The sequence below is a fragment of the Microbispora triticiradicis genome, assembly GCF_005864065.1.
Taxonomy (GTDB): domain Bacteria; phylum Actinomycetota; class Actinomycetes; order Streptosporangiales; family Streptosporangiaceae; genus Microbispora; species Microbispora triticiradicis.
In genome coordinates, this window is the sequence record NZ_VANP01000003.1 from 363,267 (window position 1) to 383,909 (window position 20,643).

A 20,643-nucleotide genomic window follows, 5' to 3' on the forward strand; every position below is an offset into this window, starting at 1 on the left:
TTTAGATCACATTTTATTTCTTCTTTACATCGAAGCCACCCACTTATACGTTGTGATCGTTTTTATTGAAGATCGTTCCGGTGTCGCGTAGCCGTCCCCCACGCTCGCTTCCTGTGGACGCCATGCGCACGGTCGACTGTGCGCTGACGGAGGTGGACGGGGTGCGACAGAGTCGGTTCGGCCTGGGAAAGCAGGGTCCGGCCCGGTGGCTGATGCGTTTCACGGCGATCGTGACAGTCGCGCTTCTTCCTGGAACGTTACAGCTGCCGGCCTACCCGGCGCCGGTGTCTCCACTGCGCGTTTTCCTAAACCTGCCGAACGTCGTTTCCGGCTCGGCAGACGCCCCGCCGATTCAGCAATCTGGCTCGGCACAGGGGCTGCCGCACCTCGTCGATGCGTCCACGACCGAGCCGAGGGATATGCGGATTCCGGGGCCGCGGCCGAAGAACGACGGAAAGCGTCCAGACGGTGCCCTGCCGGTAGAAGAGCAGCGCACCCCGACCGACGAGCCGGCTGAGGGTGGTCTGAAGTCTCCGCCGCCGCTGCCCAACGAGATGAGCGAAGCCGAGCCCCAGGACAAGCCGGAGAACACACCTCCGCCCGAGGCCGTTCGAGCCCAGGACCTTTCAATTAGGCGCATAAGCACGTCGGGGGTAGGGCTAGCGGCTTCCACCCGGCGTGTGTCGCCCGAATCGGTGACGACCCGATCGCGCACTTCGTCGAGCGCGGCTGAGACGGCGATGGCCGACGGGGCTCCGAGCGTGTCGAACGTGGCGGCATCCGGAACCCAGGGTGCGGGTCTGTGGACGTTTTCCTCGTTGACTCCGTATTTCCAAGCCAGGATCACCGACCCGCTGTGGCGGTCCTCTTTCTTGGCCTACGAGCTTGAGCATGATCCGTCGGTGCCGGCCCAGGGGAGCGGCCTGATTTCTTCCGGAACGGGCACGACGTCGGCTGCGTCGGGGTCCACCACCGGTGTCGGTGTCCCCTCGGGGAAGTTGACCGATGGCTGGCTGGTGCGCTGGCGTGTTCGTGGTGTGACGACGACCGGCGTGGAGGGGGTGTGGTCGGACTGGCAGTCGGCGAAGGTTGATGTCACGAAGCCCTCTGTGTCCGAGCTGTGGGCGACGGGGACAAGGACTTCCGGTTTCTGGACGTTGTCGTCGTCGACGCCGACCTTCCAGGCGAAGATCTCGGACCCGGTGTTTTCCCGGAACTCGTACCTGGGCGCTGAGGTGGAGCACGATCCGTCGGTACCGGCGGAGGGTTCTGGGCTGATTTGGTCAGGGACCGGCACGACCCCGACGACGTTTGATACGCCGACCGCGTCCGTGTCCGTGCCGTCGGCCAAACTGACCGATGGGTGGTCAATTCGGTGGCGTGTTCGTGCTGTGACGACAACGGGTGTGAATGGGCCGTGGTCGGACTGGCAGTCGGCGAAGGTCGACATCAACAAGCCCATGGTCTCGGAGCTGACGGCGACCGGAACCCAAAGCGCAGGTTTGTGGACGCTTTCCTCCTTGACACCGAGGTTCCAGGCCAAGATCACAGAGAAATCGTTCTTCCCATCGTCCTACCTGAGCGCGGAGGTGGAGCACGATCCGTCGGTGCCGGATCAGGGTTCGGGGTTGATCTGGTCGGGGACGGGCACCACCTCGACATCGTGGGACACCTCCTACGCGTCGGTGTCGGTGCCGTCCGGCAAGTTGACCGATGGCTGGCTGGTGCGGTGGCGTGTTCGTGGCGTGACGGTGGCCGGGGTGATTGGGCCCTGGTCGGACTGGCAGTCGTCGAAGCTCGACATCACCAAACCCTCAGTGTCGGAGGTGTCGACGACTGGGATGCAAAGCGCCGGTCTGTGGACGATGTCGTCGTTGACGCCGTCTTTCCGGGCGAAGATATCGGATCAGGCGTTCCGAGGTTCCTACCTCGGAGTTCAGGTGGAGCACGACCCGTCCGCACCGGATGAGGGTTCAGGCTCGATCTGGTCGGGGACGGGCACCACCTCGACCACCCCCGATACCCCGTACACGACCGTGTCGATGCCATCTGGCAAGTTGACCGACGGCTGGGTGGTGCGATGGCGTGTCCGCGGCGTGACGATGACCGGTGTGAACGGCCCATGGTCGGACTGGCAGTCCACCAGGATCGATGTCACCAAGCCCTCGGTGTCGGAGTGGTCGGCGACGGGGACGCAAGGCGTCGGCCTATGGACGTTGTCATCGTTGACGCCGTCTTTCCGCGCGAAGATCTCGGACTCTTCGTTCCTCCGGACGTCATATCTAGGCGCTGAGGTGCAGCACGATCCATCGGTGCCAAGTCAGGGCTCGGGGTTGATCTGGTCGGGCACCGGGACCACTGCAGTGAGTTCTGGGGATATCGCCTCCGTGGCAGTGCCGTCGGGGAAGCTGACCGACGGATGGCTGGTGCGATGGCGTGTCCGCGGCGTGACGGTGACCGGTGTGAACGGCCCATGGTCGGATTGGCAGACAGCCAGGATCGCGGCGAACAAGCCGGCGGGGACAGGTCTCGGGGTGGTCCCTGGGACGAAGACGGGCGACACCTCGTGGGTTATGGCTTCGTCAACTCCATGGCTCTACACGAAGGTGACCGACGCGGGTGGTCTCGCTTCCTTTCTGCAGGCGGAGGTCGAGCATGATCCGTCCAAACCGGGTCAGGGTTCAGGACTGATCTGGTCGGGAACCGCGACCATGTCGTATGCGTCCGGATCGAACGCCTGGGTGCAGGTACCCGCCGGGAAGCTGACCGACGGATGGCTCGTACGCTGGCGGGTGCGAGGCGTCAATACCGCGGGTACGAGCGGGCCCTGGTCCGACTGGCAGACCGCGACCGTGAACCTCGACAAGCCGGCCGTTGCCGCGCCGGGGATAACTCCGGGAACACCGGGAGGTTCCACCTGGACAGCAGGATCGCTCACGCCCTGGTTCTTCGGGACCGTGACCGATCCTCAGGGGCGCAGCTCCTACCTGGGCATCGAGATCGAGCATGATCCGGAGGCAGCCGACCAGGGGTCAGGGCAGATCTACGCCGGGACCGGCACGACGGCGTACCCGTCCGGATCTAACGCCTGGGCGGCAATCCCGTCCGGGAAGCTGTCCGAGGGGTGGAGGATCCGGTGGCGGGTTCGCGGAGTCACCACGAACGGAGCAAACGGTCCGTGGTCCCTGTGGCAGTCCGCGACGGTGTCCGCTCTGCCCTTCCAGGTCTTCTCTCCAGGGGACAACACCCAGGTCGGCACGCTGACGCCGACGCTGTCCGCGCATGCACAGTCCTCCGTGGGCACCAAGGTCGTCTACTGGTTCCAGATCTGCTCGGGCACAAAGGACCACTGGACGTGGTGTGAAAGTTCTTACGAGTGGACCAAGGACGGGACGTTCAACGTGCCGGCCAACAGGTTGCAGTGGGGCAAGACCTACTGGTGGTACGCGAAGGCCGCGACAAGCGCGGCGACGGTGACCTCCCCGTGGAAGACCTTCACCACTGCACCGGAACAGGGAACCATCAACTCCCTGCTGACTGCCGGAACCGAAGGCCGTGAGTTCAATCATGTGAACGGGAACTACTCCCGTCCGGTGACCGACCTGTCCATTCCCACGGCTGGCCTCCCACTGGCCGTGAACCGTACGTACAACAGCCTCGATCCACGCTCCAACGGAGCGTTCGGCTCTGGTTGGACCACCCGTTGGGACATGCGGATCCAGGACGAGGGGCGGGCCATCGCCTACCCGTCAATGGTGGGTCACTGGCGGCTGGGCGACCTCGGCAGTGTGTTCGCGGCGGACGCTTCCGGCCGTGGGTTCAACGCGATCCTCTCGGCCGGGACATCCACGGTCTCGGGGAAGATCGGCGGCGCCATCGCGAAGTCCGGCGGTGCGGTCGCGACGACGCCCAGTCCCGTGCTGCGCACTGATGACAGCTACACCGTCGCCTCCTGGCTGAAGCTGGACGATCGGACGGGCTCATACCAGGTGGCCCAGCAGAATGGCACCAACCGGGCACCGTACTACCTGGGTGTCGACCAAACCACCGGGCAGTTGATGTTCGCCACGTATGCCTCCGACACCGCCGGTTCCGCCCGCACCGCCGTGCTGTCCGGGGTGAACGCCCCCGTCGGAGAGTGGTTCCACGTCGCCGGCGTGTACGACAAGACTGCGGGCGCCATCTCCCTCTATCTCAACGGTGAACTGATGAGGACGGTCACCGGAGTACCGGCGGGCTGGAACGCGACCGGGACAACGGTGCTCGGCAGCGAGATCAAGGGCGCCATCGACGACCTCCGCATGTTCCAGCAGGCCCTGCCCATCGGTCAGATCCGGGAACTGGCCGGCATGAAGACGATCACGCCGCCCGCCACCGTGCTGATAACCTACCCCGACGGCAGTCAACAGCGGTTCGCGTCCAGGGGCGACGGCACCTACGCCTCGCCGCCGGGCACCTTCGCCACCCTGGTCACCTTGGACGACGGCGGCTGGCGCCTCATGGACCAGTCCGCCACGTCCTACTGGTTCGACGTATCCGGGCGACTGACCAAGGTCAGCGACAGGAGAAACCACACCCAGGACCTGGTGTACGGCACTGACGGCAAGCTCCTGAAGGTGACCGCGACCGGGGAGCGCACGCTCACCTTCGGCTGGACCGGCGGCCACGTGACCAGCGTTGCCACCGACCGCGTCGACGGGATGCCCATCATCTGGACGTACGAGTACGACGGTGACAAGCTGATCAAGGCATGCCCTCCGGCCGCGGCAGGCGCGTGCACCACCTACACGTACACGGATGCATCTCGATACCGCAGCGTGGTGCTCGACTCCAGGCCAACCGGCTACTGGCGTCTCAACGAGACCACGAACGCGCTGTACGGCAAAGTGGCCAGCGCTGCCGGGGTGGATACCGGTAAGAGCGACGGCAAGCTGATGGGAAGCTCAGCCAACGCCACCGTGGGTGTGGCGGGCACGCTGGACGGGTCGCCGGACACGGCGATGACTTTCGCGGGAACCGCCGGATCGGAGTACGTGGCACTGCCCGAGGCCACCGTCAGCGGGCTGGGTGGCAGCCTCTCCGTCGAAGCCTGGTTCAGGACCACCGCTTCGGGCACGATCCTCGGCTATCAGAGCTCCCTGGACGACGTGCCCATGATGTTCGCGCTGGGCGTCTACGTCGGTACCGACGGCAGGCTGCGGGGTCAGTTCTGGAACGGAACCATCGCTCCCATCACCTCGCCCGGAAGGGTCAACGACGGGGCCTGGCACCATGTCGTGCTGTCCGGCTCGGAGAACATCCAGACGATGTTCCTCGACGGCCAGCCCGTCGGCGGTCTCGCAGGCAGGATCACCCATACCGGCAGCGACACCATGTGGGACACCCGTATCGGCAATGGATTCGGCGCTCCCGGCTGGCCCTCCACGACCTCGTCGTTCACGACCTTCCCGTTCGCCGGCAGCATCGACGAGGTCGCGGTCTACCCCAAGCCCCTCGGGCTCGCAGAGGTTCGCACGCATTACGTCGCGCGCACGGCCGGGTCGCTGCTGACCAAGGAGACGCAGCCGTCGGGGCGTGTCCACGCGGAGAACACCTATGCCCCGGACGGCGGCCGCCTCAAGACGCACACCGACGACGACGGTGGCACCTGGAAGCTGTCGGACATGGTCTACACCAAGGAGTCGACCACCCAGGTCTCGGCCACGGCCACGGTTACCGACCCGCACAACGGCAGCCTGACCTACGTCACCAACGCCCTGCGCGGATACCGGACCGTCTCCACCACCGACCAACTCGGCAAGACCACCCTGTACGCCTACGACACAGGCGGCTTTCCCGCGAAAATCACCGATCCCAACGGCAATGGGAGAGAGCCGTCGTACAACGCGCGCGGCAATCTGATCGCCAATAAGACCTGCCGCAGCGTTGACACGTGCTTCACGGAGTACTACTCCTACCACCTGAACGTCGATGATCCGTTCGACCCTCGCAACGACCAGCCCCTCGCCTACCGCGACGGTAGGTCGGCATCGGCAACCGATGACACTTATGCCGTCGTCACCACATACAACACCTTCGGGGAGCCGACGAAGAAGACGGTTCCCGCCACGTCGGATTTCCCGCAGGGCCGTTCCCAGACCACCGTCTACACCGACGGCACCGAGCCAGCAGTTGGCGGTGGCACCACACCAGCGGGTCTGGTGAAGTCCGCAAAGGACTTCAAGGGCAACGAGACCACGTACGCGTACACGGCCGCCGGGGACCTTGCCCAAGAAACCGGACCAACAGGTCTGGCCAAGAAGTATGGCTACGACGCTATCGGGCGAGCGATCACCCGTACCGAGGTCTCCAGCGCGAACCCCGACGGGGTCACGACGACCACCGCCTACGATCCGCAGGGTCGTCCGGCGACTATCACGGGCCCAGGAGTCAAGAACGAGGTCACCGGGGTCACCCACACCTTGCGGCAGACCTCCGCCTACGATGCCGACGGCAACCCGCTGGCCGTAACCGTGTCCGACCTGACCGGCGGTGATCTGCAGCGCACCACCACCTACACCTACGATGACTACGGTCGCGCCGACTCCATTACCGACCCCGAGGGCGCCGTCGAGCTGTTCGGTTATGACCACAGGGGACAGAAGGTCAGCTACACCGACCAGCGTGGTTCGGTTTACAACTACACCTACACAGCACGTGGTGAACTCGCAGCGACCACCCTCAAGGGGTGGACCGGCAGCCCGGTAAGCCCGCAAGCGGCCGCCGACGTGATCATGATGTCGTACGCCTATGACCCGGCCGGAAGGCGGGCCTCCCAGACCGATGTGATGGGCCGCACCACCTCGTACACTTACTACAACGATGGCCTGGCCGCGCAAACAATCGCTGTCGGAGCCCGATTGAACGGCTCATCCATTGGCCGCGACGTGGTGCTGGACGCGAAGCTGTACGACCCGGCCGGACATGTCTCCCGGCAGACCGCAGACGGCGGGACTCTGCGGATAGACGCGGTCTACGACGCCGCGGGCCGCCTCACCTCTCAGACAGCCGATCCGGGCACGCTGGCCAGGAAGACGGCGTATGCCTACGACGCCAATGACAACGTCGTCAGCGCCACCAAGACAGCGGCCGGAACCGACCGTGCAGAGACCATCGAATACGCCTACAACGCAGACGACCAGCCGATCAGGCAGATCGTGCACAACGACGGCCAGGACTTGGTCACCGATCTCGCCGTCGACAACCGGAAACTGGTGACAGCTATCACGGATCCGCGCGGAACCGCCTCCGGTGCGAACGGCGCGGACTACAGGACCGACATCCGTTACGACGCGACGGGCAAGGCGGTCGAGCTGAAGCTGCCCCAGGTTCAGGTCGAGCGCAACGGCAGTGCCGCCGAGCCTACACGCCCGACCACCCGGCTCGGCTACAACACCTTCGGAGACCAAACACAAACCATCGATCCAGAGGGACGGGCCCTCGCCTCCACCTTCGACCGGGCGGGGCGCATGGTCTCCCAGGTCATGCCGACCTACACGCCGCCAGGAGGTCAGCCGATCACTCCAACCGTGACGGCGTCCTACAACGCCGCCGGGCAGCAGATCAGCGCGACAGACGCGCGTGGACACACCACGACGGCGCTCTATGACAAGCTCGGCCGAAAGGTCCAGGTGAGCCAGCAGTCGGTGGGCGGTGCAGCGGCCGGCACCTCCGTCTACACCTATGACCTGCTCAGTGAGGTCCTGTCCCTGACCGATCCCACCGGGGCACACTGGGAAGCGACGTACGACGACCTCGGCCGTCAGATCACTACAACGACCTTCGAACGCAAGCCGACCGCGGCGGCTTACGTCACCACTCACGAATACAACGACGCGGACAACCTCACCAAGGTGATCCGGCCGACCGGCGACGCGTCCATGCGCGCCTACAACGCCTTCGGCGAGATGACATCGCATACCGACGCGCTCGGAAACAGAACGACCTTCGACTACGACCTGTCCGGGCGGGTGGTCAAGACGACCAACCCCCTCGGGATGTCCAACACCGCGAAGTACGACCTCGCCGGCAGGCGAATCGAGACAGCAGACGTCGACGCAGGCGGCGCGGTGCTACGCACGCGGAAGTTCGGCTACGACGCCACCGGGAACCAGACCAGCCAGACTACGCCGACGGGTCACAACACCACCCGTGTCTACGACGCGGCCAACCGGCTCATTGAGCAGCACGAGCCGGTCTCCGCCACCGCGACGATCAACACATCGTTCGGCTACGACGCGGCGGGGCAGCAGACCCGATCGACCGACGGGCGGGGCAACGTCACCTACATCACCTACAACAGCCTCGGCCTCGTGGAATCGATGACTGAGCCGAGCACCGCCGCACACCCCAACCTGTCCGACCGCACCTGGACCAACATCTACGACGCGACGGGGAACCAGGTCACCAGCCTGCTTCCCGGTGGCGTCAAGGTGGAGCGCACTTTTGACGAGCTGAACCGACTCGTCAAGCAGAGCGGCAGCGGTGCCGAGGCGGTCACGGAGGACAAGAACTACACCTATGACCTCGCCGGCCGTCTGACGAACGCTGATGAACTGGCCTTCGCGTTGAACGACCGGGGACAGTTGCTCAAGAGCAGCGGACCCGGCGGCGACATCAACGCCTACGCGTACGATGCGGACAACCGACTCGTCCAGCGGGTCGATGCCACCGGTACGGCATCGTTCAGGTGGGATGACGCCGACCGCCTCACCAGCATGAGCGACCCGGTCACATCTGCGACTATCCAGTACGACTATGACAAGGCGGCGCGCCTGACCAGCATGGTTTACGGTGCGAATGGCATCCGCCGGGCCTACTCCTACGACGCGCTGAACCGTCTCACCAGGGACGAGCTCAAGAGCAGCCAGAACTCGCCGATCGCATCGATCGACTACGGCTACGATGCCGACGACAACCTGATCACCAAAACCACGGCCGGCACGGCAGGCGCTGGCACCAACACCTACACCTACGACTGGGCGAATCGTCTCACCTCCTGGACCGCGCCCGACGGCAACACCACGGAATACGGCTGGGACGCCGCAGGCAACCGCATCCGCGCTGGGGACAAGACATACACCTACGACGAACGCAACCGGCTCGTCTCCGGGGACGGCTATGCCTATACGTACACGGCACGTGGCACTCTCGCCGAGTCGTCCAACGGCAAGGTGAAGATCAGCAAATTCGACGCCTTCGACCGTCTTATCCAGGACGACACAGTCACGTACGACTACGACGCCCTCGACCGCATGGCCACCCGCACGGAAAGCGGGCAGACGATGAAGTTCGCCTACGACGGCCAGACGAACGACCTGGTCGCCGTCACCGACAGCAACAACGTCAAGAAGGCGACGTACGGTCGGGACGCGTTGGGGCGAACAGTGAGCCTGTCCGACGGAGGCGGTGGCCAGCTGGCCTTCAGCGACCTGCACGGTGACCTGATCGGCACCTTCACCACCGATGGCGGAGCACTCGTCGACTCGATCGCCTACAACCCCTTTGGCGAGGTAATCGCCCAGACTGGTGCCACACATGACCTCGGATACCAGGGCGGATACACCGACCCAAACACGAAGAAGGTCAACATGGCCGCCCGCTGGTACCAGCCGACCACGGGAAGCTTCATCTCCCGTGATACCTGGTCCCTCGCTGCCGACCCATCGGTCCAGCTCAATCGCTACGTCTATGGCAACGACAACCCTCTCACGAATATAGATCCCGACGGCCACGCTTCCTGCGAAAAGAAACCAAATCAGGAGAAGTGCAAGAAGAAGGTGGCGACTATCAAGAAGGAAGTCGCCAAGAACCATGTGGATTGCGTAGGAACGTACGGAAAGAAGGGTTGCAAGGCAGCAGAGCAGGCATACACCGATTGCCGCCTGTCGGGCGGCTCGCAGAGTAAGTGTGGTGGCTTGGAGGTATACGCCGGCTGCAAGGCCCAGAAGTATTCCAACAAGAACTGCAAAGATGCGCAGGATAAATATGGTGACTGTATCGGCGACGCCGCGCCGAGGTCGATATGCCGATCTGCGTCCGTGCAATATGCAAGCTGCCGAACGGGTTCAAACTCGAAAAATGCTTGCGATCACGCACTAGAGGGATACGTGGACTGCCGGACCTCGGGCGGCCAGGGTCACGATGTGGGAATCTGCACGAGAAGCTCTAACATCTACCTAAGCTGCCGCAAGGGCAGTGGAATTCATGACCACAATTCATGCGAGAGCGCGTCCAAGAGCTACCTCAAATGTCACGAGAGCACCCCTCAAGAAGATTACGTGTGCGCTACCCAGGCCGCGGATTATCTTAGATGCCGGGCAACCGCCTATGAGAGGAGCAAGCACGGCGACACATTCTGCAGTGGAGTCGTGGACGCTAGCATCCGCTGCCTGAAAGAAAACTCTCTCAGTGAGTGCTCCTGGGTGTTCCCCACCTATCTGAAGTGCGCCAAGGAGCACAAGGAGAGTGGTTGTGTAGGAGAAGACGGAGCCACCAGGACAGACTGCGACGAGTACAGCTTCGCAAAGGCCCTCGCCGGAAATGACAAATGTAGGCAGTACCTGAGCAACCAGGACACGAACATGCTTCTCACCGTTCTGTCCTGGACAGCCGTGGGCTCAGGTGCATGCACCATCGCTGGTATCGACACCGTGATCGGCATTCCGGCCTCGGCGGTGTGTGGCGTTATTGGTGCACTTGCTGGTGCCGGCGCCGCCGCCGTCGGTGGCGCCAACAAAGCGGGCCATGGAATCGTGATTGAGTATGGAAAATGCCATTGGGCTCCCTGCATATCCATAAAATCTCAATAGGAGGCGACCCCGCGAAGGGTTCCCATTTTGAGAGCGAAGGGTTCGATAGTATGAGATGGGTCCGTAGGTCAATTGGGGTGGCTGGAGTCCTACTTTGCTTCTCTTCCGCGGTAAGGATGACGAGGGCTCTTCCGGAAGCCGCCCCCTATGCCGTTCCGGTGCTAGTCGGTGGAACCGCCTTGGTGCTTCTCTCACTTATCCTCGCACTCTTCGAAAGAAGATCATGAGTAACCACCAAGACGTTTCCATTCATGGGCCGGCGGGGTCAGCCACGTGGCCGAGAACGCCGTCGCTCCGGGCGGAGGTCGGGCAGAGACCCGGTGCTGAGGCCAAGGCGCCGGCCGACGTGCTGGCCGACTACGCCGAGGTCGCCCGCCGGACCGACGAGCTGGTCGCCGGTCTGCCCGACCTGGACGCCGCCCAGCCGCTGCCGAAGGCCCCGTGGCACGAGCCCGGCGCGTCGTGGTCGGCCCGCCGGGTGCTGATGCACGTCATGGCCGAGACCGCCCAGCACGCGGGCCACGCCGACATCATCCGTGAGTCCCTCGACGGCGCCAAGAGCATGGGCTGACCCCCCGGCGGAGGCGTGGCGGGGTCAGGAACGCCTCGGCCCTGAGCGCCGCGACGCCGATGCGCGGCAGGTCGCGCGATGTGGGGAAGACCAGGAACCGCGGCTCCCACACCGGCCGGAACTTGGCGTTGAACCGGTACAGCGAGTCGATCTGGAACCAGCGGGACAGGAAGACGAGGACACCGCGCCAGGCCCGTGACACCGGCCCCGCGCCCAGCCGCTCCCCCCGCGCCAGCGCGGCCCGGAACACCGCGAAGTTGAGGGACACCCTGGTCACCCCGAGCTCCGGCGCGGCCTCCAGGGCCCTCACGATCAGGAACTCGTTCAGGCCGGGATCGGCCCGGAGATCACGGCGCATGAGGTCGAGCGACAGCCCGTCGCGTCCCCACGGCACGAAGTGCAGCACGGCCCGGACGTCCCCTGTCTCCTCCCCACCTCCGGACCTGGCCCCGGCGGCCGGTGGTGCCGCCGGCGCCGGGCCGTGGGCCGTCACCACCACGCAACCGGCGTCGGCGGGATCGCCGAACCGGCCCAGCGCCATCGAGAAGCCGCGCTCGGCGGTGGTGCCGCGCCAGGAGACGGCCGCGGCGTGGATGCGGTCCCGCTCGGCCTCGGTCAGGTCACCGGCCCGCCGTACGCTGCAGGTGTAGCCAAGACGCTCCACCCGGTGGACCATCTGCCGCACGTTGCGCATGGCCCGGCCCTCCAGGGTGAATCCGGCCACCTCGACGACCGCCTCGTCGCCGAGTTCCAGCGCGCCGAGACCGCCTTCCCGGGTCCACGCCTCGCCCCCGCTCTCGCCACAGCCGATCACGGCCGGGATCCAGGCGTGCCGCCCGGCCTCCTCCAGGAAGCGGCGGATGGCCCCCGGCCAGGCCTCGGCGTCGCCGAGCGGGTCGCCGCTCGCCAGCATCACCCCGGCCACGACGCGGTACGTCACGGCCGCCTTGCCGCTGGGCGAGAAGATCACACTCTTGTCCCTGCGGAGCGCGAAGTAGCCGAGCGAGTCCTGCCCGCCCCACTGGTCGAGCATGGCTCTGAGGCGCCGCTCGTCGCCGGGGGTGAGCGCGGCGGCCGGGCGCTCCGGCCGCAGCGCGAGGTGGATGGTCGTGACGGCCGTAAGGGCGCCGAGCCCGGCGAGCGAGGACGACACCAGGGCGCCGGCGTGCGCCGAGGCGTAGCCGACGGGACCGTCCACGCCCGCGAGGCCGAGGACGACCTGCCGCAGCCGGTCGCCCGGGCCGAGCCGGCCCGCGACGTCACGGGCGTGCGCGGCGACCAGCACCCATCCGATCACGACGTCGAACGCGCCGAGCACGATCAGGTTGCCCAGGGCGCGCCAGCGGGAGCGTGGGTCGGGCAGGGCGTAGAACTCCGCCCTGCTCAGCAGCAGCACCCCGAACAGCAGCAGCGAGACCGACGCGGCGAGGGGGTGCCGCCAGCGCAGCGCCTCCAGGACGGCGCCCACGGGCAGCAGCACCACCACCGCCCGCCAGGCCCTCGCCTTACGCCGCCTGAGGGCGTGGGCCAGCATGATCAGCAGGATTCCGACCAGGAGAGAGGCCGTTTCGGCCAGCGTGGTGACACTCCCCGGCAGAATCCCGGCGATCTCGCTGATCCTGCTCGTACGGAACCGCGGGACGACGCCGTTGACGATGTCCAGGGCCCCGATCAGCAGCGCGGCCCGGCCCGCCGCCGCGGGCACCCAGGGACGCGCAAGCCTCGCATGTACGGAGTGCGTTCGAACACTCACGATATGTGAGGATAAGTGACATCAGCGCCCGCGAAGCGGCGTGATTCTGATCCTTGCCCGGGTCCTTACGCCACCCGGACCGCACCACCCGGAGCACGCCAGCCACCTGGGCCGGCCGGTGCCGTCACTGCCGCTCGGCGGCCTCGACGACGTTGGCCAGCAGCATGGCCCGGGTCATCGGCCCCACCCCGCCGGGGTTGGGGGCGACGAAACCCGCGACCTCGCGGACGTCGGGGGCCACGTCTCCGGCGATCTTCCCGTCGACCCGGGACACGCCCACGTCGAGCACGGCCGCGCCCGGCTTGACCATCTCCGCGGTCACCAGGTGGGGCACCCCGGCCGCGGCGACGACGATGTCCGCCCGGCGTACGTGGGACGCCAGGTCCTGGGTGCCGGTGTGGCAGAGCGTCACGGTGGCGTTCTCCGCGCGCCGGGTGAGCAGCAGGCCCAGCGGCCGGCCCACGGTGATGCCCCGGCCGACGACGACGACCTCGGCGCCCTTGATCGGCACGCCGTACCGCTGGAGCAGCACCACGATGCCGCGCGGGGTGCACGGCAGCGGGGCGTCGACCATGTGGACGAGCCTGCCCAGGTTGACCGGGTGGAGGCCGTCGGCGTCCTTGGCCGGGTCCATCCGCTCGATGAGCGCCTGGGTGTCCAGGTGACGCGGCAGCGGAAGCTGGACGATGTAGCCCGTGCAGGCCGGGTCGGCGTTCAGCTCGTCGACCGCGGCCTCCACGTCGGCCTGGGTGGCGGTGTCCGGAAGGTCCTTCCGGATGGAGGTGATGCCGACCTCCGCGCAGTCGCGGTGCTTGCCCGCGACGTAGATCTGACTGCCCGGGTCCTCACCGACCAGGATCGTGCCCAGCCCGGGGGTGATGCCCCGGTTCGCCAGGGCCTTCACCCGCTCCGCCAGTTCACCCTTGATCGTGGCGGCGGTCGCCTTGCCGTCCAGAAGCCGCGCGGTCATCGCACTCCCCAGTTCGTCCAGGTGGTTCTACTGAGCCCCCTCGCGGCGCTCGATGATCCGGCGGGTGAGAGGGATGAACTCCACGATCTTCCACCCGAAGTACGCGGCCAGGACCGCGATGGGCAGCAGCGCGAGGGGGCTGTTCCACACGCCGTTCATCAGGGCGAAAGAAGTCGTGAGCATGTCAAAGGGCATGGAGGGACTCCGGAGGAAGAAGAGTGGGGCGCTTCAGGCTAACCGCACCACAAGGGTGATCGTGCCGTTTTCGCCCTTCCTGTCCGCCGAGTGCCCCTCAGATCGCGTCACTCCTCCGCTGACCGTGGTCCGGTCAGTGGAAGAAGTGACGGGTGCCGGTGAAGTAGAGCGTGATGCCCGCCTCCTTGGCGGCCTCGATGACCTGGTCGTCGCGGATCGATCCGCCCGGCTCCACGATCGCCTTCACCCCCGCCTCGGTCAGCACCTGCAGGCCGTCCGGGAAGGGGAAGTACGCGTCGGAGGCCCCGACCGATCCGGCCGCGCGCTCACCGGCCCGCGCGACCGCCAGCCGGGCCGAGTCGACCCGGTTGACCTGGCCCATCCCGACGCCGACGGTCGCGCCGCCGGTCGCGAGGAGGATCGCGTTGGACTTCACCGAACGGCAGGCCCGCCAGGCGAAGGCGAGGTCGGCCAGCACCTCGGGCGAGGCCGGCTCGCCGGCCCTGAGCTCCCAGCCGGACGGGTCGTCGCCGGGGGCGTCCACCCGGTCGACCGTCTGCACGAGGAGGCCGCCGTCGACGCGGCGGAACTCCGCGGCGTTCGCGGGCCCCGACGGGCAGGCGAGCAGCCGGATGTTCTTCTTCTCCCGCAGGATCTCCAGCGCGTCCGCCGCGAACGACGGCGCCACCACGACCTCCGTGAAGATCGGCGCGATCTGCTCGGCCAGCTCACGGGTCACCTTGCGGTTCACCGCGATCACCCCGCCGTACGCCGAGACCGGGTCGCACTCGTGCGCCTTGCGGTGCGCCTCGGCCACGTCGGCGCCCACGGCGATGCCGCACGGGTTGGCGTGCTTGATGATGGCGACGGCCGGCTCGGCGAAGTCCCAGGCGGCCCGCCAGGCGGCGTCGGCGTCCACGTAGTTGTTGTAGGACATCTCCTTGCCGTGGAGCTGCTCGGCGTTGGCCAGGCCGTCCGTGCCGCCGGTGTAGAGCGCGGCTCCCTGGTGCGGGTTCTCGCCGTACCGCAGGGCCGCCTTGCGCTTCCACGCCGCGCCCATGAACGACGGCCACTCGCCCTCGGGGGCGTACACGTTGCCGAACCACGACGCCACCGCGACGTCGTACGCCGCGGTGTGCGCGTAGGCCGTGGCGGCGAGCCTCCTGCGCTCGGTCAGCGTGAAGCCGCCCTCCGCGGCCGCGGCCAGCACGTCGCCGTACGCCGCGGGGTCGACGACCACGGCCACCGTGCCGTGGTTCTTGGCGGCGGCCCGGATCATCGCGGGGCCGCCGATGTCGATCTGCTCGACGCACTCGGCGTCCGAGGCGCCGGAGGCGACCGTGGCGGCGAACGGGTAGAGGTTCACCACCGCGAGCTGGAACTGCTCGATCTCCAGCTCCTCCAGCTGCTTGACGTGCGAGGGGTTGCCGCCGTCGGCGAGCAGCCCGGCGTGCACCCGCGGGTGGAGGGTCTTGACCCGGCCGTCCAGGCACTCGGGGAAGCCGGTGAGCGACTCCACCCTGGTGACCGGCACGCCGTAGGAGGCGATCGCGGCGGCGGTGCCGCCGGTCGACACGATCTCCACGCCCGCGGCCTCAAGCCCCCGCGCCAGGTCTTCCAGACCCGTCTTGTCGTAAACGGTGATGAGCGCACGGCGGATGGCGATGCGGGTCACTTCGTGGTCCTTCCTGATGTCGTGCCCTGTGTCCGGTCCTGTGCCGGAGCCGGTTCTGCGACGGGCGCCGGGCGCCGGGCGGCGGCGGCCTGTCCCGCGGCTCGCGCCGTCCCCAGGCGTACGGTCCGCCCGGTCGTGGTCCAGCCCTCGCGGGCCATCCGGCCGACCATCTCGACGAGGAGGCCGCGCTCGACGGTCTTGATCCGCTCGTGCAGCGACTCCTCGTCGTCGCCCTCCCGCACCGGCACCGCCTCCTGGGCGATCACGGGCCCGGTGTCCACGCCCGCGTCGACCAGATGCACGGTGCAGCCGGTGACTCGGACGCCGTACGCGAGCGCGTCGCGCACCGCGTGGGCGCCCGGGAAGGAGGGCAGCAGCGCCGGGTGGGTGTTGACGACCGGGAACGCGGCCAGCACGCGAGGACCGAGGATCTTCATGAACCCGGCGGAGACCACGAGGTCGGGCCGGTGCCCGGCGATGCGCTCCGCCAGGCTCTCGTCCCATTCCTCCCGGGTGGAGTGGTCGCCCACCCTCTCGACGAACGTGGGGACGCCCGCGCGCCCGGCCCGCGCCAGGCCCTCGATGTCGTCGCGGTCGGCCCCGACGGCCACCACCGTCGCGCCGTACGCGTCGTCGGAGGCGGCGTCGAGCAGCGCTTGCAGGTTGGTCCCCGATCCCGAGACGAGGACCACGAGCCGGAAGGACAGGGCGGAACTCCTTCGTGAGCTGGCTTCGTTTTGCAGGTGATTACCGGGAGATGGTTCCTTAGAGATGGTCGCGCGTGGAGGGTGGGCCCTCGACGCAGCTAAAGCGTATCGGGCGCCGGCCATCAGGATTCACGACGGGCTATGCGAACGCGAGGCGAGGAGACCGTGACAACATCCCTTGAGACTTCGGCACCGGCGACCGGAGGGCGAAGGGCGCTGGCCCTGGCCGTCACGGCCATGGTCTTCACCCTGCTGCTGCCGCCCGCGGGGCTGGCGCTGTCGGTCTTCGCGTTCATCGTGGCCGTCCGCGATCTCCGCCTGCTGAACCGCGCACGGCAGGGCATCGGCATGGCGACCGGCGCCGTGGTGCTGTCGTCGCTCGCGTTCGTGCTGGGCGCCGTCACGACGGCCTTCCAGCTCTACTTCTCGGCGGAGCTCAACGCGTACACCGAGTGCCGCAAGGGCGCGGGCACGGTGGCCGCCCAGCAGGAGTGCTCCGACCAGCTCATGCGGGCCTTCGAGGAGAAGCTCGGCATGGCCTGGCCCGCCTCCGTCCCCGCCCCCGCCTGACGGCCCCTCGCCGACGCGCCGGGGGCCGGGCGTTCCTCCGGTTTGCCCCTGACGTACGGGTCAGGGTTTACCGTCGCGGCGGCGTGCGGCGGGGCCGCACGGCCGCTCACGTCGTCGCGCGAGGAGAAGCCCATGTCCGAGACACCGCCCGGCACCGTACGGGAGATCAGGCTCACCGAGGTTCCGTCCGGTCTGCCCGGCCCCGAGCACCTGGCCGTCGTGGAGGTCCCGACGCCTGTGCCGGGAGCCGGTGAGGTCCTGGTGCGCAACCGCTGCTTCCAGGTCTTTCCGGCGCTGCGCACGTTGACGGCCGGGGGCGTGCCGGGCGCGCCCTTTCCGCCCCTGCGGCCGGGGGACACGCTGTTCGGCCCCGCCGTCGGCGAGGTCGTCACGGCCGGGGACGGCGCGAGCCTGCGGCCGGGCGACCTGGTCTCGCACTTCCAGGGCTGGCGCGAGTACGCCGTGGTCCCCGACCCCGAGCCGCTGGACGGCACCCTGCCCGATCCCGCCGCCCACCTCGCTCCAGGGGCTACGGCGTACGCGGCCCTGACGCGGATCGCGGGCCTGCGCCCGGGAGAGACCGTGTTCGTCAGCGGGGGCGCCGGAGGCGTCGGGTCGCTCGCGGGCCAGATCGCCCGCCTGCTGGGCGCGGCGCGCGTGATCGGCAGCACCGGCTCGGCCGCGAAAGCCGAGCGCATGACCGCCGAGCTCGGCTACGACGCGGTCGTCCTCCGCGGCGACGGTCCGTTCGGCGTGCGGCTGGCCGAGGCCGCGCCCGACGGCATCGACGTGGTCGTCGACAACGTCGGCGGCGAGCAGCTCCGTGCGGCGGCCGACGCGGCACGGCCGGGGGCCCGCCTCGTCCTGGTCGGGACCCTGGCCACGCAGCTGTCGGCGGCGTCCACCGGCGCGACCGCCCCCGTGGAGCTGGACACCTTCCGGCTCATCCTCGGGAACATCACCCTTCGCGGCCTGACCGGCGTCGACGCGGCGACCACCGCGGAGTGGAGGGAGCGCTTCGGCGCCTGGCTCCGCTCGGGGTCCATCTCCTTTCCGCACACGCGGATCCCGGGCATCGACCGCGCACCGCAGGCACTGCGTGAGCTCTTCGACGGACGACACGTCGGCACCGTCGTCGTGGAGCCGTGAACAACGCTTAAAGTAGGCGGGATGGGCATGCGGATCGGCGACGCCGCGGCGGCGACGGGGACCACTCCGCGCGCCCTGCGCTTCTACGAGCAGCGTGGGCTGCTCCTCCCGCCGCGCACGGCGTCGGGTCAGCGGGAGTATGGCCCGCGTGAGATCGCCCGCATCCGCCTGGTGCGCCAGTTGCTCGCCCTCGGCCTGACCGTCGAGGACGTCGCCGGCTGCGCCGACCGCCTGGACCTGCTGGAGGGCGACACCCTCCCGCCGTACGGCTCCCCCGGCTGCACGGGCGGCACGGGGGTCGTCCAGCGCCGCATCGCCGCCCTGAACGACGAGATCGGCCGCCTGACCCGGCTGCGGGACCGCCTCGCCTCGAGCGTCCCCGAGCCGGGGGCAGCACCCGAAACCGTGGCCGGGCCCATACCGGAGACTCTGGCATGCCCGAGCCCGTGAACACGCTCGTGGGCGCGGCCGGAGGCATGGGCGAGCACTCCCTGGCCCGGCCCTCCGACGGCGGGCTGTCGTCCGTCAGGCGCGTCCCGCCGCCGGCCGGCCGGTGGGTCGTCAGTCGCGGTCCCAGGCGTAGGGGTCGACGTAGATGACGTGGCCCCCGCGGTCGTCGGTCTCGTCGACGATGTCCGTACGCGGCTTCGGGGCGGCGCCGGCGGGCCGTTTGCGCGGCGGCTCCGGCCGGCCCCGCCGGGCGGTCATGTCGTCGAACGTCTCCGCGGTCGCCGCGGCGTGCTCGTCGGTCCAGTCGTCCCTGATCACGGGGATCGGCTGGGTCTCCGCCTCGGTGGCGTCCAGCCAGTGGCCCGGGAGATGGGCGCCCCGGGCCGGTCGCACCTTCCCGGCCGCCTTGGCGATCACGGCGCCGGCCTTCCTGACCGGCTCCGGCGCGGTCGCCGGCCGCCGGGAGATCAGCCACCAGTTGGCGATGCCGGCCGAGATTCCGGCGGCCACGCCGACCTCCAGCGCGACCGACAGCGCCACCTCCCAGGGGGAGGGCCCGACGGCGGCCAGCCCGGCCCCGCCGAGCGGCCCGCCCGACAGCGCCGCGAGCGTCCCCGCCGCGAGCCCGCTGGTGATCCCGCAGACGAAGCCCCACAGCGGCGCGGCCTCGATCGAGGGGGTCGGCGCGACGCGGGCCGTCACCACGCCCGCGACCGCCCCCGCGGCGAACGGCACCGCGATCACCGACATGACCCACGGGGGCGCGGTGCCGGACGGCGGCAGTGCGCCGAGCAGCGGCAGCATGGGAACCGCGCTCAGCTTGACCCCGGTGGGCGCGACCAGCGTGCCCGCGCCCACCGCGAAGCCGGGTCCCGAGATGTACGCCATTCCCCAGATCACGGCGTTGAAGAAGTAGAGGACCTCCAGGAGCAGGAGCAGCCCACCGCCGACCAGGCCGGGGCTGAGCACCTCCGACATCTGCTGGATCCGGGTGAAGTTCATCGCCACGGCCACGAGCACGAGCACCGCCCCCGCCGTGAGAAGCAGCGCGGTCGCGACGGCCGTACCCGCGACGAGCGAGCGCGGCCGCTCGGGCAGCAGGCGCAGCATCGACCGCCACGGCCCGATCGTGCGGGCGGTGGCCACCGATCCCGTGACGAAGGCCAGCAGCAGGTGGCTGACGAGCGCCTCCCCCGGGAACGGCTGCATGATCTCGTTGCGCGACACCAGGGCGATCACCCCGGCGAGCAGCGCGTACGGCGCGGCCAGCGAGATGCCGGCCTGGGCGATGAGCACGAGCTGGGCGCGGCGGCGGGCGTTCTCGACGTCGCGGGGGGTGCCCTTCGGCAGCCGGGCCGGCATCCTCAACCGCAGGTCGGCGTCGCGTGCCATCCACAGGCCCGCCCGGTAGAGCAGCGCGCCGGGCAGGATCATGAGCCCGATGGGCAACAGGCCCACCCGGCCGCCGGGGATCGCGAATCCTGCGTGGTGGGCGGCCAGCCAGAGCTGGCAGGCCGTGCGGAACACGCCGGGCAGGCCCTCGCCGAAGGGCCCCCGGGGGGCGGCCATCCAGCCGATGAGCGTGAGCGTGGTGAGCACGGCGATGCCGACGCCGAGCGTCCAGAACGCGGCCAGCATGCCGGAGACGGGAAGCGGACGACGGCTCTCCTCGTCGTCGCCGGCGCCACCGCGACCGAGGACGGCGCGGGGACCGGTCCTGATTTGATCGAGAAGTCCCGTCACGCTACCTCAT

The 20,643-nt window shown here is 68.4% G+C and carries 11 protein-coding genes; 5 read left to right on the plus strand and 6 right to left on the minus strand.

Features of this window, described 5'->3' with window-relative positions:
• Positions 1 to 122 precede the first annotated feature (122 nt).
• Both FED44_RS09755 and FED44_RS38055 read left to right on the plus strand, forming a co-directional pair.
• The gene (locus tag FED44_RS09755; RefSeq protein WP_138460451.1) at positions 123 to 10,850 is read left to right on the plus strand and encodes a LamG-like jellyroll fold domain-containing protein; all 10,728 of its coding nucleotides are present in this window, start codon (positions 123 to 125) and stop codon (positions 10,848 to 10,850) included.
• A 223-nt stretch (positions 10,851 to 11,073) separates the two neighbouring features.
• Positions 11,074 to 11,421, plus strand: coding sequence for a mycothiol transferase (locus FED44_RS38055; protein WP_208758901.1), 348 nt, complete (start codon positions 11,074 to 11,076; stop codon positions 11,419 to 11,421).
• Here FED44_RS38055 and FED44_RS09765 read toward each other — a convergent pair.
• From FED44_RS09765 to purN, 5 genes are all read right to left on the minus strand, one after another.
• Positions 11,381 to 13,174, minus strand: coding sequence for a phosphatidylglycerol lysyltransferase domain-containing protein (locus tag FED44_RS09765; protein WP_208758902.1), 1,794 nt, complete (start codon positions 13,172 to 13,174; stop codon positions 11,381 to 11,383). The two genes, FED44_RS38055 and FED44_RS09765, sit on opposite strands and share 41 nt — an antisense overlap.
• A 124-nt stretch (positions 13,175 to 13,298) precedes the next feature.
• Positions 13,299 to 14,144, minus strand: coding sequence for a bifunctional methylenetetrahydrofolate dehydrogenase/methenyltetrahydrofolate cyclohydrolase (locus FED44_RS09770; protein ID WP_111698398.1), 846 nt, complete (start codon positions 14,142 to 14,144; stop codon positions 13,299 to 13,301).
• Between the two features lie 27 nt (positions 14,145 to 14,171).
• Positions 14,172 to 14,327 (minus strand): hypothetical protein, encoded by a 156-nt coding sequence (locus FED44_RS35720; RefSeq protein ID WP_165900492.1) that lies wholly within the window; start codon positions 14,325 to 14,327, stop codon positions 14,172 to 14,174.
• 145 nt (positions 14,328 to 14,472) lie between these two features.
• Entirely contained in the window at positions 14,473 to 16,014 is a 1,542-nt protein-coding gene (purH, locus tag FED44_RS09775) for a bifunctional phosphoribosylaminoimidazolecarboxamide formyltransferase/IMP cyclohydrolase (protein ID WP_138460453.1), read from the minus strand.
• Positions 16,011 to 16,721, minus strand: coding sequence for a phosphoribosylglycinamide formyltransferase (gene purN / locus FED44_RS09780; RefSeq protein ID WP_222867874.1), 711 nt, complete (start codon positions 16,719 to 16,721; stop codon positions 16,011 to 16,013). Before purN ends, purH begins: the two co-directional genes overlap by 4 nt.
• A 165-nt stretch (positions 16,722 to 16,886) precedes the next feature.
• Between purN and FED44_RS09785 the strand changes: the two genes are divergently transcribed.
• From FED44_RS09785 to FED44_RS09795, 3 genes are all read left to right on the plus strand, one after another.
• Entirely contained in the window at positions 16,887 to 17,291 is a 405-nt protein-coding gene (locus FED44_RS09785; protein WP_111698470.1) for a hypothetical protein, read from the plus strand.
• A 132-nt stretch (positions 17,292 to 17,423) separates the two neighbouring features.
• Complete coding sequence (locus FED44_RS09790; RefSeq protein WP_138460454.1) at positions 17,424 to 18,440, plus strand: MDR family NADP-dependent oxidoreductase; 1,017 nt, start codon at positions 17,424 to 17,426, stop codon at positions 18,438 to 18,440.
• A gap of 21 nt (positions 18,441 to 18,461) precedes the next feature.
• Positions 18,462 to 18,890, plus strand: coding sequence for a MerR family transcriptional regulator (locus FED44_RS09795; RefSeq protein ID WP_244301818.1), 429 nt, complete (start codon positions 18,462 to 18,464; stop codon positions 18,888 to 18,890).
• Positions 18,891 to 19,001: 111 nt separating this feature from the next.
• Here the strand turns inward: FED44_RS09795 and FED44_RS09800 are convergent, their stop codons facing one another.
• Positions 19,002 to 20,633, minus strand: a complete 1,632-nt coding sequence (locus FED44_RS09800; protein WP_111698406.1) for a cell division protein PerM — start codon at positions 20,631 to 20,633, stop codon at positions 19,002 to 19,004.
• Positions 20,634 to 20,643: the final 10 nt, after the last annotated feature.